Below are 15,984 nucleotides of genomic sequence, written 5' to 3'. Positions count from 1 at the left end.
TGCAAATAGTCGTAGAGGAATTTATCCGATACGGTACTTTAATGCTTAGCCTTTGGCAACTGATGGAAAATTACTAATGCGTAACAATGAAAATTAATAGTAGACTATACTTTCTCTGTATTTAGTATTTAGGGTGATATATGTCTGGTGTTTTAGCCTCAGTCGACAAACGCACGCAACTGGTCGGTGAAAACCGTTTAGAGCTATTGCTTTTTTACCTGCATAGCCGCCATCTATTTGCCCTCAATGTTTTTAAAGTCAAAGAAGTGGTAAAAATACCACATATAAGCAAAGTCCCCCACGCCCACCCTAAGGTTGCTGGCGTGGTCGATATTCGTGGCGAATCCATCCCCGTGATTGATTTACGCAAGGCGATTTGTATGCCTGATGCACAGCATATCGAAGATACCAACCTTGTAATTACTGAATACAACCGAACGGTGCAAGGCTTTTTGATTGGGAAGGTCGATCAAATCATCAACATGACATGGTCTGACATCATGCCACCGCCAACGGCGATTGGTAAAAATCACTACTTAACCGCACTCACTAAAATCAAACGCGATGGCCAAGAACACTTAGTGGAGATCATTGATGTTGAAAAAGTACTCGCTGAAATCATCGAATACGAAGTCAATATTTCTGACGACATTTTAGATCAAAGCATCGTTAATGAGTTTGCTGGTCGTAAAATACTGCATGCTGATGACTCTCCCACAGCCCGCAAGCAAGTGAGTGACACGCTCTCTCAACTTGGTATTGAAATTATCCCTGCACGTAACGGACTTGAAGCACTTAACATGCTGAAGAGGTGGGCAGATGAAGGCAAAGATGTTGAAAAAGAACTGCTGATGGTGATCACCGATGCAGAAATGCCCGCGATGGACGGTTACCGCCTTACACACGAAATTCGTAACGATAATCGTCTTAAAAACTTACACATTGTATTGAACACTTCACTCAGTGGTAGCTTTAATCAGGCGATGGTCGAAAAAGTCGGCTGTAATGCCTTTTTATCAAAGTTTCAGCCCATTTTACTGGTCGAAGAAGTGCAAGCACGACTAAAAGCGGTACTCGAACAGCAACCGTAACACTGCTTTTTCTAATACACCGAATACAGTCTCCTCGGTATCAATTTGCCAATTAGCTTCATTCATGATTAATTGGCACTATCGATTCAACGACAACAATAAAAACTATGCTAAATCGCGTTGCTAAACCATTTACCAAGCTGGTTGAACGTTATCTACCAGATCCATTTATTTTCGTCATTTTATTAACCTTGCTGAGCTTTATTGTGGCCAGTATTTTTACCCCCTCGTCCCCGGTGCAAGTATTAGCTGCGTGGGGAGGTGGTTTTTGGAACTTATTGCAATTTGCCATGCAAATGCTGCTGGTCTTGCTAACAGGTTATATGCTGGCAAGTACCCCTGTTATGCGACACCTGTTAACTGCGCTTGCGACGCTCGCGAATACCCCCGCTAAAGCAATCATACTAGTGACGTTAGTTTCTTTATTGGCAAGTTGGATAAACTGGGGATTTGGCTTGGTTATAGGGGCTTTATTTGCCAAAGCGATTGCCAAACAAACCCGGGTAGATTACCGACTACTGGTTGCCAGCGCTTATTCAGGCTTTATTGTTTGGCATGGTGGTTTAGCGGGTTCAGTACCGCTAACTATCGCCACCGATGGGCACTTTTCGGAACAAAGTATTGGGGTAATTGGCACTGAAAACACCGTCTTCGCAGGCTTTAATATTGCGATTGTGCTGGGTTTATTTATTATTATGCCATTGGTTAATCGCTACATGTTGCCAAACGAGAAAGACAGTGTGTATGTTGACCCAGCAAAACTTAACGATGAGCCCACGGCATCAGTAAAACCCACTCGCCCAGCCGAAGTGATTGAGCATAGTCGTATATTAGGTATCGGTATTGGCCTTGTTGGTCTTGGCTATCTATTTTATTACTTTGTGCTCAGTGGCGGTGGCTTAAACTTAAATAGTGTCATCGCTATTTTCCTGTTCAGCGCTATTTTACTGCATCAAACACCTCATAATTTACTGCAAAGCTTACAACAGGCGATCCCGAGTGGCGCAGGCATCGTGATTCAATTTCCATTTTATGCAGGGATTATGGCCATCATGGTCAAAACAGGACTTGCCCAACAAATATCTGAAGGGTTTATTGCCATTGCAACCACCGAATCACTGCCCTTTTGGAGCTTTTTAAGTGCGGGGTTTGTAAATATTTTTGTGCCATCTGGTGGAGGCCAATGGGCCGTTCAGGCACCAATCGTGATCCCGGCAGCACACGCACTCGGTGCCGACATACCTCGTGTAGCGATGGCCGTTGCGTGGGGTGATGCGTGGACTAACCTGATACAACCCTTTTGGGCACTCCCTGTGCTTGCCATTGCAGGCCTAAAAGCCAAAGACATCATGGGCTTTTGCTTGGTGCAACTGATCATCACGGGTGTGTTTATTTCATTAATGTTGAGTTTTTATCCTTAAAAAGCAAAGCAGGAAGTGTAAAAACACTTCCTGCTTAGTCATTAGATTCACAAAAATATTCGCTCTGCTTTTGTAAACTTAACTCGATAAAATTTTCATTGGTAGGCTTAAAATTGCGCTTTCTGAATCGGCAAAGTGCATCATAACAGCCACATGCCCGGCAACAACAAGTGCATACATTACCGCTGAAAAGCCTTGGCCATAGGTGTCCAGAGGGATTAAATGCGAGTAATGACGGCCGCGCCATTCGAAGACAATTTCCAGCGCCCCGACAAATAAGAAAAACACCAACAGCATTAAGCCAAAGGTGTAACTTAACCATAAGCCAAATAACACCCCTAATAAACACACGCTTAAACCAATCCAAGATCGCATTGAAAAGCTAATACTTTTTAAAACATGGCCACCATCCAGCGGTAAAATTGGTAATAGGTTAAATAGATTAAGCAATGCACTCAGTACAGCAACACCGGCAAATATTTCCATTTCAGTGGCGTAATAAAGCACCACGCCGAGCACTGAGGTAATTAAACCAAATGCAGGCCCCATGAGTGAGATCACCACATCTTGCCAGCGCGTTGTTATTTTATCGTCGGATACAGCCAGTCCTCCAACAAAAGGGATAAGATAAATACCCTTGGTTTTAATACCAAAGTATTTCATGGCTCTAACATGACCATATTCATGCACCACTAAACAGGCAATCAGCATTAACGCAAACTCGATTGAGAATAGCCATGCATAGCCAGCAACTGACGCACCAGCGAGTGCCGCTTTGACGACCTTTGCACTTTTAAAGAGTTTAAATCCTAACGCGAGCAAACCGATGATGCCACGTTTTGGCTCAGCCTCTTGCATAGCGGGTAATGCAAGTTGACTCACCCACTGTTGATTTACATAAACACCCAAGCTTTTATCGTGCACGGTGCTGGTATCTAACCCGATACGCTGCCCTTGAAAATCAAACTCATACATTTGTTGTTCTGGGTTCTCGAACGCAATCGCTTGTTGTTGATGAAATAATTGCACTAACTGCGCGCCCTTTAAATGCAATGTAAAGGTTTCATTTGCTAAGCTCAGCTGAAGTCTGATCATAATCTATTTAACGGCTAATAAGGAGTGTGGCTATTATACTGAGGCAGCGCTAAATTACGAATTAACTCTTGCGGCCCTTGTTGTGATTATTTACATCAATACACAAGTAAAAAACATGACGAAATAGCATTTTTCTACTACTTTTAACTAAAGCATTTCTTGTTCATGGAGTGAATATGGTGAAGTCAGCACGGCATATACTCGTAGTCGATGATTCTAAAGCGATTCTTATCGTTATGCAGGCCATTTTAAATGAGCTTGAAGTTCCTCATGTCACAACCTGCTTAAGTGCTTGCGAAGCCTTAGAGAAAATAAAAAAAGCCCCGCATTATTTTGATGCCGTCTTCACTGATTTAAATATGCCTGATATGGATGGCATGGAGCTTATGCGTCATTTAGGCGCAATGAAATACCATGGTGCGATCGCAATCATTTCTGAAATGGACCCTAAAGTCATCGATTTAGCGGCTGACCTTGCACGTAAACACAACGCGCATCTTATTGGCAATATTTCAAAACCCGTGCAACTGAATCAAGTTTACTTACTACTCCAAAAACTTGAGCATTTTTCGATTCATGTCGAACGAACAAAATCCCCGATTTCGGAGTCACTTTTACTGCATGCTATTAGTCACAATGAAGTCGTGCCATTTTATCAACCAAAAATCAATCGCCATGACAATCGGGTTGAAAGTATTGAAGTGCTGGCACGAATTAACACCAGTAAAGAAGATGATATCGTTTTACCCGAACGCTTTATCTGTATTGCCGAAGATTTAGATCTTATTAACCTTATTACTTTTCAATTATTTGAAAAGGCGACGAGCGACTTTTCTGAAATTAAAGAGCACTTTGAACCAAATTTAAAACTGGCTTTTAATTTATCGCCTTCACAGCTTGAAGACTTAAGCTGCCCAGATAAACTAGCCCTCATTTTGCACTTAAACAATTTATCGCCAAGCGAAGTGATTTTAGAGATTACAGAGCAGTATGCACTTCGCAGTGCCGCACAACTCGAAACCCTAAACCGCCTTAGAATGCGTGGCTTTGGTATTTCGCTCGATGACTTTGGGACCGGCTTCACCAACGTGCAACAACTCAAAACCCTGCCTTTTACAGAGATAAAAATAGACAGGACACTAATCAGTAATATTGAAACTGATCAGTTTTCACAAGTTATCGTCAGTAGCTTAGTAAATATTGCGATTCAAGAAGACTTAGCCATTGTGGCTGAGGGGATAGAGCGCGTAGAAGAGCTTGACTACCTAGACCGTTATAAAGAATTTATCTTAATGCAGGGTTTTTTACTTTGCCGCCCGAAAGCCAAAGAAGACTTTTTAAATTGGTCATTTTCATGGCGGCAAATGGTTAAAACCGCAGCGGGGTATCGCCGCTAAGGCTCACGTTTATCGTCGCTAACAATCGTATTACTGCTCTCTAAACGCTGCCGCCAGCGCTGCTTTGCCTCTTTTTGCATATTGGCAGATTGGTCATGTTCGTCAACGATTTCAAGCCCCATTAAGGCCTCAATTAAATCTTCCAATGTCACAATGCCTTGAATATCACCATATTCATCAACCACTAAGCAAATATGAACACGTTGCGATAATAAGGTTTCAAGCAAAGTAGGCACATGCAAGGTTTCTGGCACCGTATAAATAGGCTTGACCAGCTTGCTAATTTTGTAGTCTTCACCCAAGCGATGGTAAGCAAGCATAATATCGTTTTTATGTACAAAACCAATAATGTCATCGCCATTTTTATCGTATACCAACACCCTAGAAAATGACGATGAACCATATTCCGATAAATACTGATTCACTGTAATATCTTTGTGTACTTTAAAAAGCACAGTGCGCGGCGTCATTAATGTATCAAGCTTGGCATGGCGAAAATGCAATAAACTGCGAATAATCTCAGACTCATCTTGTCTAAGTGCCCCAGATTCAGTGCCTATATCTGCCATTGCTTCAATTTCTTGGCGTATATAATATGCTTCATCGTAATTGCGCCCTAAAAAGCGCGTTAAGATATCCGCAAACCAAACAAAGGGTTTTAAGATAAAGACTAAACCCACCAGGCTTACGCTTACGATGGGGGTTAAAGCACGCCAGTAATTAGCACCTAATGTTTTTGGAATAATTTCGGATAACACGAGTACCAGTAGTGTCATTATTGCTGAAGCAATGCCGACAGCCGCATCCGAAAAAACCACCGCGGCTTGCGCACCAACACCCGCAGCACCTGCAGTATGAGCAATCGTATTTAAAGTTAAAATAGCCGCCAATGGTTGATCTATATTGTCTTTCAACTTAGCAACACGCTCAGCTAAAAGAGGTTGCTGTTTTCGTATTAAAGCAACATAGCTTGGCGTAATGCTTAGCAACACAGCCTCCATTACTGAGCATAAAAAAGAAACGGTAATTGCCACCAGCATGTATACAAGTAATAGTGTCACTGTGCGCCCTCAGCTATAATGAAGTGACTCACCTTAACAAGTGTTTACACGAAGCTCAATCCATTCTGCATTCTAACGCAGCACACTTTTTGACATTTTTGCTGCGTGTTATATTGGCCTAAACCACCATTTAATAGGCTAAATCATGATGTTTACAACAACTTGGCTGAGCAAGCGCGCTCGCTTAAAAACAGCACTCAGCGCTGTGGCACTGTGCACTTTAACAAGCACAGCAATGGCTGCTGCCATTGATAAGTCTGCAATACAATTTATTGGCCCACTTAGCGATGACATGCAACTTAAGCCCTATCAAACCGAGCACCGCGATGCCATCATCGCCAATCTACTGCCACACTTACAAAAAAATACCCCCCGTGTACGTGTCTTTGGTGATGAACAAGATTGGCAAGCATTTGATAAAGTAAGTGCCCTTACTTTAGGGGGCCTGCAAGCCCTAAAATTCACAGCGTCAGCCGAACGTTTTAGTCAAGGTAAGTTAACGTTAAAGGGGATCGAAAACGCCCAGTTATTTATTAACGGCGAAAAACAGACTGAAAAAGATAAAACTTATGAATTGGCATTGAGTCAAGGCGACCATCAAATAGTGATCATCACAGAGCAAGTGCCTAATTGGCATGATGTTGCCATTGATTTTGAAGCTAAATCAGAGGAAAGCGCTCTGACCTTTTCAGCAAAAGAGCAGCATGGTTTATCGGCAAAGCAATTATTTGATGCGCCAACGATAAGCTACATTTCTATGTCACCAAATGGCGCACATTTTTTGGCGAGTACACGCCATTACGACGATAAATCAGCAAACCAAGCTCTGTATGTCACTGAGTTAAAAAACGCTAAAAATAAGACTATTTATCGTTTTGAATCAGCGCAGCCTAGCAATATAACTTGGAGCCCAGACGGTTCAAGCTTGGTGTATTTAATCGAGGGTGAGCTTAAGCGCTTAAATTTAGAAACACTGCAACTCACTGTCATAGCTAAGCATCTTGCAGGTGCAAATGGGTTTCAATTTTACAATAATGACAGCTTAATTTTTAGTTGGTCAAAATCACCCAGCGACGATGGAAAACTCACCAAACACTATCAAGGGCTTCAAGACCGCTGGTCTTATGCACGTACCACGTCACAAGTGTACTTACTCGATATAAGCACAGGATTAAGTAAAATTTTAAGTCAAGGCCCACTAAGCCATTCACTTGAAGACTTCGATGCTCAACAAGGTGTTGTGTTAATGAGTCGCTCAGCCCAAGCTATGAACCGTTCGCCAGAACCCGCGACTGAACTTGTTGAGCTAAATATTGCCACTGCAACGAGTAATGTACTTGGCCAATTTAAAACCTTTAATCAAGCAAAATACACCGACGACGGTATTTATGTTACAGCTGGCCCTGACTTCAGAGATGGCCTTGGCCGTAATTTACCCGAAGGCATGCTTGCCAATAATTACGATGGGCAACTCTACTTACTTAGCCGCGATGGCAAAAAAGCGACACCACTAAGCAAAGAGTTTGACCCGGCGATAGGCCAACTTACGGTGCTTGCAAATGGCGATGCACTGTTAAAAGTAACTGAGCAAGATACTGTGCAATTATATCAATACGATTTAAGCAAAAAACGTTTTAACAACGTGAGTACGGGCTTTGATGTTGTTGAGCAGTTTAGTTTCTCAGACGAGCGTAACCCTACTGTGCTTGTTACAGGCACCACAGCATCAACACCACAACAACTTAAGCAACTCACTGTAGGTAAAAGTCGTACTAAGGTGCTGTGGGACTCCACACCAATTAGCTACCAACACACTGATATTGCAGCGCTTGAAGAGTTTAATTTCATTAACCCTGAAGGTGTAGAAATTAAAGGTCGCGTGTACTTGCCGCATAATATAGATAAGAGTAAACAATACCCAGCTCTGGTTTACTACTATGGCGGTACATCACCGGTGACGCGTGGCTTTACTGGGCGTTACCCTTTTAACCTGTGGGCGGAACATGGTTATGTGGTTTACGTTATTCAACCAACAGGTGCAACGGGATTTGGCCAAGAGTTTTCGGCTAAACACGTTAATGCATGGGGTGAATACACCGCAAACGATATTATTAATGGCACACGAGCATTTCTTAACCAGTATCCGTTTGTCGATAGTAAACGCGTTGGTAACTTAGGCGCCTCATACGGTGGCTTTATGACTATGCTGCTGGCGACAAAAACAGATATGTTTAGTGCCTCTATTGCACATGCGGGAATTTCAAATATCACGTCTTATTGGGGTCAAGGTTGGTGGGGATATTTATACTCAGCTGAAGCATCTAAAAATAGCTACCCGTGGAATAACCCGCAACTTTATAGCCAACACAGTCCCGTGTTTCATGCTGACAAAGTAACAACGCCGCTATTACTACTTCATGGTGACTCAGATACCAATGTACCGGTTGGTGAAAGCCACAATATGTACACGGCATTAAAGTTATTAGGTAAAGATGTTGATCTGATTGAATATAAAGGTGCAGATCACCAAATATTTGCCCGTGACAAACGCTTTGATTGGTGGAATACGATGCTGGCTTATTTCGATAAAAACTTAAAAGATCAGCCTCAATGGTGGCAGTATCTTTACCCTGAAAAATAACAAAAAAACATCACTGAGTACCTGCAAAGGTACTCAGCTTTTTACAAATATATAAAAGCTAAGCCATTAAATTGTAAGAAACAGTTACAAACCGCTCCATTGCACTTCTCAGCCTTTACCATACAGTGCTAACATAACAGCAAATCAAGTATGAAATTAAAGCGAATGACTATTCAAGTTTTATTGGTTGAAGACGACGAGCTTCTCGTTAAACGCATTCTCAATCATTTTAAAGAGACTGAATTTAATATTGAGGTAGATTCAACGGGAGCCGATGCTTTAAGCATCGTGCAATCACGTGCCTCTCTACAAGATGCAATTTCTCTGGCAGTGATCGACATAGTCTTACCCAAGCGCGATGGTTTGTTACTTGCCAAAGAGCTCAATGCACTGACCAATATTGGTGTAATTGTTTTATCTAGTCGTGACTCACAAGCCGATCGTATTGCAGGCCTTGCTCAAGGCGCTGATGATTATATTTGTAAACCGGTTGACCTGCTTGAACTTGAGCTAAGAATGCGCGCCCTTTACAAACGTTTAAAAGGCTCACAACACGACGATGAAAGTGAAGAGTTTATAGAATATGCTGACTTTAAGCTGCACCCTGACAATCGCACTTTGATCACCCCAAGTGGCGAAGAGTCTCGCCTCACTGAAGCTGAACATAAAGTGCTTATTTGCTTGATTGCCAACGCAGGAAAAGCAACCTCTCGAGAGAAAATATCTGAAGAGATTGGGCAACCCGACTGGAGCCCAAGTGACCGTACCGTCGATGTGTTAATTGGCCGTTTACGTAAAAAGCTCAGTGACGAAAAAGACCAAAAGCGCATCGTAACAGTTCGTGGTAAAGGTTATATGCTTTCTATTTAGGTATACACAGCGCCTAAATGACTCATTGTTTATAAACATACCACCTAACACGGTGACGCTTGCTAAAACACGTAAAATATTGAATAAAGCATCGATTTAAAATTGTGTTAATTGGCTTATTAGGCGCTCAAAGGCACGATAATTTAATGCCTCTTTTAATTCGCTTAAGGTGATCGTTGGTTGCTCTTTTAAGTCACTAATTGTTCGGGCAACTTTAATAACACGATGATAAGAACGTGGTGACAGCGCCAGTTTTTCACTGGCTCTCGCTAGAAACTGCAACTCTGCAGCTGCAAGCTCACAATATCGATTCATTTCTTTATTGTTCAATCGTGCATTCACTTTACCTTGCCGTGCATGCTGAAGCGCATGCGCTCGCTCCACACGTTTACGTACTTGCTGACTGCTCTCTTCTGGTTCGGTACTTTGCAATTGAGCGCTGGTAAGTCGTGGTAATTCAATTTGTAAATCTATTCGGTCAATAAACGGACCCGATACACGAGATAAATAGCGCAATACTTGATCTGGTGTCGCACGCTTGTCGGTATGGCTTCCCGTTGGGCTGGGATTAAGTGCAGCTATAAGCTGAAATTGAGAAGGAAATTCCATTTGCCTCGCAGCCCTTGATATTGTTACGACCCCGGTTTCCATTGGCTCACGAAGCGAGTCTAGCACTTTACGCTCAAACTCAGGGAGCTCATCCAAAAATAACACGCCGTTGTGTGCCAGTGAAATTTCACCGGGCTTCGGGTTCGATGACCCTCCAACCAGCGCGACTGCCGAACAAGTATGATGTGGATTTCGAAAGGGACGCTCTCGCCACTTAGATAAATCAACAGACTGACCAATAATAGAATAAAGCGCCGCGGTGCTAATTGCTTCATCATCCGACATGGTCGGCATAATGCTTGGCATTCGCTGTGCTAGCATCGATTTACCCGTGCCTGGCGGGCCTAAAAAAAGCAAGTTATGGCCACCCGCAGCCGCGATTTCTAACACACGCTTGGCACCAGGTTGGCCTTTAACATCACTTAAATCATAGATTGAATCGCGTTCTATTTGTTGCTCTGGGTACTCAATATTAAGCGGTAAGGGCTGCTGATTCAGTAAGTCGTTCCATACATCTTGAATAGAATAAATCGCTTTACGTGACACACCAGAAACAAGACTGGCTAAGGTGTCGTTTTCCGCTGGTAAAAAACAGCACCGACCCTTTTCTTTCGCTCCTAATACGGAGGGTAAAATAGCATTCACTCCCCTTACTTCACCATTTAAGGCCAGCTCACCATAAAACTCATAGCGATGAATATCAGGGCACACTATTTGCCCTGATGCCACTAAAATCCCAACGGCAATGGCTAAGTCAAAGCGCCCTCCGTCTTTGGGTAGGTCAGCGGGCGCAAGATTAACGGTGATGCGCTGATCGGGAAAACCAAATTGTGAGTTTTCAAGCGCACTGCGCACTCTATCTTTAGCCTCTTTTACAGAGGCTTCAGGTAAACCAACAATATGAAAAGCAGGTAAGCCATTCCCTAAATGCACTTCGACAATGACTTCTGGAGCTTGCACTCCTACTTGAGCACGAGAGAAAATCCGAGCTAATGACACGTTCCGTTGTCCCTGTAATGTATCCTTGTTATTACAGTTTAGTCGGGATATTTAAAAACATGTAATGTGAGGTTCCACTTCATTGCTGCAAGTCGTAATGTGAGGGTCATTAACATGGCCAGTACCATGGCCATTTCTGTCACTAACCCAAGTGAAATTCCCACTGTATAAACGATGCCACCCGCGATACAAGTGATCGCATAAAGCTCACCTTTTAATAACATAGGTATGTTGCCAGCAAGTACATCGCGGATCATGCCTCCGAAGCAACCTGTAATCACTCCCATAATAATAGCCGTGGTATCTGGCATGCCTGCAAGCAGGGCTTTTTGCGCCCCCATTACAGCAAAAAAAGCCAAACCAAACGCATCCGCTATTTGTAAAGCATATAACGGAATAGAGCGCTGTTTATTGATTAGCCGTGTCGAAATAAAAACTGAGACTAGAATAGCCCAAAAGTAACTTTGATCATGCAACCAAAAAACTGGAATATCTAAAATGAGGTCTCGTAAGGTCCCACCCCCAATGGCTGTAACGGTCGCTAACACAACAACACCAAAGCCATCCATTTTTTTATCGTACGCTAACAACGTCCCAGAAACAGCAAACACGGCAACGCCGATTAAATCAAACCAGTGGTAAAGTTCCGTCATGTTTGTAACTAAAAAGTAATGTTACTTACGTTGTAACATAAACTTTTCAATCTTTTAAGCGAAGAATCAATTACTCGCCGCTTTCTACCAGCTCAATAAATTGGAGACTTTGCATCATAACCCCATCAGCAAGTGTGGTATCAGAAAAGTACGATTCCTTTTCGGTCGCTTTACTGGGTGTCGCTAATAACACGTTATAGTCCTCTTCTAGCTCAAGCCATAAACTCCGCTCTTTGGCAGTCAACTGCGAATGTTGCTTGCGAACACGATCAGCTTCATAAAAGGCTTCTTGTGCTTTTAAAAATGCATCTTGTGCACTTTCATCCATTTCTTCGCTTGAAAACAAACTAGTACCAATATCGCTGATATCTTCTTGTACTGCATCCATTGTTTTACAGGCTGTTAGGCTGAGTAGAAGAACTGAGAAATAAAATAGTTTCATTGATTAAATCCTCAAAAAAAAGCCCAGTAACATTGCTGTTACTGGGCTGTGCACGGTTACTGCTTAATTAAACTGCCTGATACAAAAGAATGCAGAGCAGGGTCATCGTTATCATCATAGGTTTCTGGCACTTCGAAGCCTAAAGTCTCAACACTAAAACCGCCATCTATCATCATTATGGGGGTCATGAGTACACCATAACCGTAGTTTTGAGTAACGGTCGGGTCGCTGTACATCATTAACGAACCTAGGTGTAGCTCCCATGTCGCTTCTCTCACTTCACCCTCTAATTCAAATGTTGCGGTACCATCATTTGAAATAACAACATTCGATGTTTGCATACCACTGCCATCATCTGCCATGTAGGTAAATACATGTGAGCCCACTAACTCTGTTTCAGTAAAGGTCGCTTGTTCTATTACTCGCGTGACTCGCTCCATAATGCCGAAATCGTCGCCATCTTTAAAGTGTATAAAGTTACCTTGCGCTTTCACAATAAAGTTAGGGTCGGCTTGCTCAATAGGACTACCATAGGTTTTTTCATAGAAGTCTACTGACACCTTTTGAGTTTCTGTATCGTAGCTGTAATAACCACCTGAAATACCTAACTCATTAAACTCAGTATCATGTGCTAACTCTAAGAATGTGCCATCTTCTTTAAATACGGCAATAAAGAAATCACTGTCAAATGAGCCATCATAGTATCCTCCTATCAGCGGATTAGTTGCACTGTAAATGCGTGTGAGCGTTACAGTACCTTCACCTTCAATATCTAGGGTTAACGTATCACCAGATACGGTGGCTGTGATTGCTCCAGCATCATCAATACCAAAACTACCATTTGTATCTTCGCTAATTTGAACAGAGAACTCACCTGTTGACTCGTTCCAGGTAAAGTCACCTATTTCATAACCCGCAAAGGCTGTCTCATCATCAGGGTCTGACATAGCTTGGATTTGTAACCACTTACCATCACGTAAAATCACCGCCACTTCAGGTTCATCAGCGAGTTGCCATGCACCATCAAGAGGATGAATAGTCGCGGGACGTTCTATAACAACTTGTTCTTGAGCCATAGCCTCATCGAAGTACCATGCCTGCTTAGCATCTTCGGTACAGCTACTTCCTTGACTGTAAACACACACAGTTAAGAAATCGCGGTCAAATTCAACGACCTCAAACACCCATTCATTAGACATCAACTTACCACTTTGCAGTGCATAGCTGTTTTGCATATACACGCCTTGATAGGTTGTTGCGATTGAGTACTCAAAAGCATCTGAACTTTTGTCAGTGATAGTTGCCAACTCAATGGTTTCTACCCCAAGCTCTTTTGGAGTATAGAAGTTTGAGAAGTAACGATAGCTTGTATCATCTTCAGCATACATATGCTCCCACCAATACGGCGCAAATCGACTTACACCATAATCGCTTGAAACAGAAAACTCTCGAATGTGAGAAGCATAATATCCAGGCATTTCGGTGCCATCCATTTCAAATGCACGGTATTTACGATAGGTAAAGAAGTGCTCGCCATCTTTTGCTAGCAGCTGTTGTGTAAACTCAGTATAGACAGGGCAGCTATTGTCGGGTTTATCACAGGTTGCCGATATGCCTCCGGTGTCGGTGTAGTAGTTATTTCGAACAAACACACCTTCGCTGTTAATCTGCCAAGAGCGATAATGTTGATTAAGGCTAAAATTCATTAAGCCATCATCATATACATCGTAATGGAGATCAGGTTGCGCTGAATTTACACCTTGATAAATAGTCCATTTACCCAACACATCACTGTTTGTAAGCTGCAGCGTGTTATCTTTTACAAATAACCCTGTACTTGTAATACTTGAATCATCCGTTTTAGACATTAAAGATGCTGTGAATTGGTAACCGACATTCAGTGATTTTATAAACCAAAACGAGTAGTCAAACGTAAGTGACTCATCGGTGCTAGAAATCATCAACTGGTTATCAGACACTGACCAAGTAATCGCAACCGGTGCATTGCTATTATTGATAAGTGTTCCCGTACCACCTTCAACTAAATTAAAATTAACGGCACTGCTGTAGCCGTAAAAATCAGATGTATTATCGACATACCATGAACCGACTAAATCGGCTGCGGCAACATTTAAGGTTTGTGTTTTATCGATTAACGTACGATTCGCGGTCAACTCTTCTGTCGATGTTATCTCAGTCGTTGATTCGTTTTTCGTTTCAAACGCTGAATAAAGCTCAACAGTTCTATTAGCGTCATTTTCAAGTAAAATGCGCATATCCAAATCAGTTAAGTACTCGCACATTTCTTCTTGAGTCACTGTACCTGCATCAAAATAACACGATACTTTGACTGGTTCAGGAACAGTAATACTGACGCCATCATTGTCCTGTGTCCAAGAGAATGAAGCATTAAAATTAATAAAAACATAACTGCCCGTTCCATCAGCGTTAAAATTAATCTGACCCGCGCCAAAACGCGTGTAATACTTGGGCGCCATAACAACATAGTCACCCACAACACTGCCAAATGAGTTATCAACCAACTCTTCATCGTCTTTAATGGTTTCTTTTACTGTTTCTATTAAGGCTGGATCTTGACTGTTCACGGTGTTGATAAAGTCATCAATACCCTCGCTGTCACTGACTAAATCAAGCGTAGACTCTACCCCTTCAGGTAAGCTGTAATCAGGATTATCAACAATAATTTTAATTAGTGCTGATAGCAGCAGTTTTTCGTCAGCATCAATCGCAAGCAAGGCTTTGTCTAATGCATCCTCAGAATCAACCGTGTCGTTATCACGACTAATAAGAGCAAATTCAGCAGTACTTACATTGGTAATATTGACACTAAAGTTTTCTTCTTTGCTCAGTGTTCCATCTTCGCCTGCTTGCGAGATTAAAGTAGCAATCGACTTAAGTTGAGAAACAAACTCTACACCTGGGTTGATGGCGTTATCGCCTAGCGCAACAAGTTTCACCAGTTTATTAGCAAAAGAGTCGTCTACTTCAACATCAACACGGTAGCGGCCTTGCTCATCAGCAGTAACCTCAAATAACTCATCACCAATTTGTACCGCCACATTTGAATTTATAATGGGCTCATCCGTTACAATACCTGTAATTGTGACACTGAGCACTTTACGCTTTAATTGAATAGTGACTTGTGCATTAGCTGTTGCACCATCGTCATCGGTGACGGTCACAGATAACACCACATCCGCATCATCTTCAATTGCAGGTGCCGTTATCGTTAGGCTGCTACTGTCACTACCCGACAAAGCTAAATCAGGACCAGAAATCTGCGACCATGCATAAGTACTAATAGTGCCGTCACTATCAGTGGCGGTTGCTAGAAGCGTTAACTCGCTACCTTCGGTGAGTGTTTCATCGCTGCTTATTGATACTGTAGGGCTTTTATTTTCTGCAACTGGCGGCTTTTTATCCTCGTCGCTATCGCTTCCACTGCCACCACAAGCGGTTAAACCGACAAGACTTGTCGCGAGCAGTAGCTGTTTAAAGTGATTTATTAATCGTGAATTAGGAGGGCTCATCATGTCATTCCTTACATTGATTGCTACGTAGCCACCCAAAAAGAGGCAACTGCACAAACAGTTGCCATATCTCAAGGGAAGCGAAATCTAACAATTATGAACAAAGGCGGGATCTCCGTGACTTCCTTAACCATATACTGAGTTCAGCTATGTT

Annotated in this window: 11 protein-coding genes; 5 read left to right on the top strand and 6 right to left on the bottom strand. The window is 42.4% G+C overall.

Features of this window, described 5'->3' with window-relative positions; all coding sequences use genetic code 11:
* Positions 1 to 140 precede the first annotated feature (140 nt).
* On the top strand, positions 141 to 1,091 hold the full coding sequence (locus GZH31_RS00830; protein ID WP_036974232.1) for a chemotaxis protein CheV: 951 nt from the start codon (positions 141 to 143) through the stop codon (positions 1,089 to 1,091).
* Between the two features lie 107 nt (positions 1,092 to 1,198).
* Positions 1,199 to 2,512, top strand: a complete 1,314-nt coding sequence (locus GZH31_RS00825; protein WP_180311291.1) for a short-chain fatty acid transporter — start codon at positions 1,199 to 1,201, stop codon at positions 2,510 to 2,512.
* A gap of 78 nt (positions 2,513 to 2,590) precedes the next feature.
* On the opposite strand, the gene GZH31_RS00820 is transcribed toward GZH31_RS00825, so the two are convergent.
* Positions 2,591 to 3,607: a metalloprotease gene (locus tag GZH31_RS00820; RefSeq protein ID WP_065978917.1), complete on the bottom strand. Its 1,017-nt coding sequence runs from the start codon at positions 3,605 to 3,607 to the stop codon at positions 2,591 to 2,593.
* 176 nt (positions 3,608 to 3,783) lie between these two features.
* Here GZH31_RS00820 and GZH31_RS00815 point away from each other — a divergent pair, with 176 nt between their 5' ends.
* On the top strand, positions 3,784 to 5,004 hold the full coding sequence (locus GZH31_RS00815; protein WP_036974238.1) for an EAL domain-containing protein: 1,221 nt from the start codon (positions 3,784 to 3,786) through the stop codon (positions 5,002 to 5,004).
* Here the strand turns inward: GZH31_RS00815 and GZH31_RS00810 are convergent.
* Positions 5,001 to 6,065, bottom strand: a complete 1,065-nt coding sequence (locus tag GZH31_RS00810) for a hemolysin family protein (RefSeq protein ID WP_036974240.1) — start codon at positions 6,063 to 6,065, stop codon at positions 5,001 to 5,003. The two genes, GZH31_RS00815 and GZH31_RS00810, sit on opposite strands and share 4 nt — an antisense overlap.
* Positions 6,066 to 6,210: 145 nt before the next feature.
* Here GZH31_RS00810 and GZH31_RS00805 point away from each other — a divergent pair, with 145 nt between their 5' ends.
* Together GZH31_RS00805 and GZH31_RS00800 are read left to right on the top strand one after the other, a co-directional pair.
* The gene (locus GZH31_RS00805; RefSeq protein WP_180311290.1) at positions 6,211 to 8,706 is read left to right on the top strand and encodes a S9 family peptidase; all 2,496 of its coding nucleotides are present in this window, start codon (positions 6,211 to 6,213) and stop codon (positions 8,704 to 8,706) included.
* Between the two features lie 165 nt (positions 8,707 to 8,871).
* The gene (locus tag GZH31_RS00800) at positions 8,872 to 9,576 is read left to right on the top strand and encodes a response regulator transcription factor (RefSeq protein ID WP_036974296.1); all 705 of its coding nucleotides are present in this window, start codon (positions 8,872 to 8,874) and stop codon (positions 9,574 to 9,576) included.
* 96 nt (positions 9,577 to 9,672) lie between these two features.
* Here GZH31_RS00800 and GZH31_RS00795 read toward each other — a convergent pair whose 3' ends face one another.
* From GZH31_RS00795 to GZH31_RS00780, 4 genes are all read right to left on the bottom strand, one after another.
* Positions 9,673 to 11,184: a YifB family Mg chelatase-like AAA ATPase gene (locus GZH31_RS00795; RefSeq protein ID WP_180311289.1), complete on the bottom strand. Its 1,512-nt coding sequence runs from the start codon at positions 11,182 to 11,184 to the stop codon at positions 9,673 to 9,675.
* A gap of 38 nt (positions 11,185 to 11,222) precedes the next feature.
* Entirely contained in the window at positions 11,223 to 11,837 is a 615-nt protein-coding gene (locus tag GZH31_RS00790; RefSeq protein WP_036974258.1) for a trimeric intracellular cation channel family protein, read from the bottom strand.
* Between the two features lie 70 nt (positions 11,838 to 11,907).
* Positions 11,908 to 12,279, bottom strand: coding sequence for a hypothetical protein (locus tag GZH31_RS00785; protein WP_075594189.1), 372 nt, complete (start codon positions 12,277 to 12,279; stop codon positions 11,908 to 11,910).
* A 56-nt stretch (positions 12,280 to 12,335) separates the two neighbouring features.
* Positions 12,336 to 15,833: an Ig-like domain-containing protein gene (locus tag GZH31_RS00780; RefSeq protein ID WP_180311288.1), complete on the bottom strand. Its 3,498-nt coding sequence runs from the start codon at positions 15,831 to 15,833 to the stop codon at positions 12,336 to 12,338.
* Positions 15,834 to 15,984: the final 151 nt, after the last annotated feature.

It is taken from the genome of Pseudoalteromonas sp. JSTW (genome assembly GCF_013423925.1).
Taxonomy (GTDB): domain Bacteria; phylum Pseudomonadota; class Gammaproteobacteria; order Enterobacterales; family Alteromonadaceae; genus Pseudoalteromonas; species Pseudoalteromonas lipolytica.
This window is presented reverse-complemented; position numbering and strand designations above follow the sequence as displayed.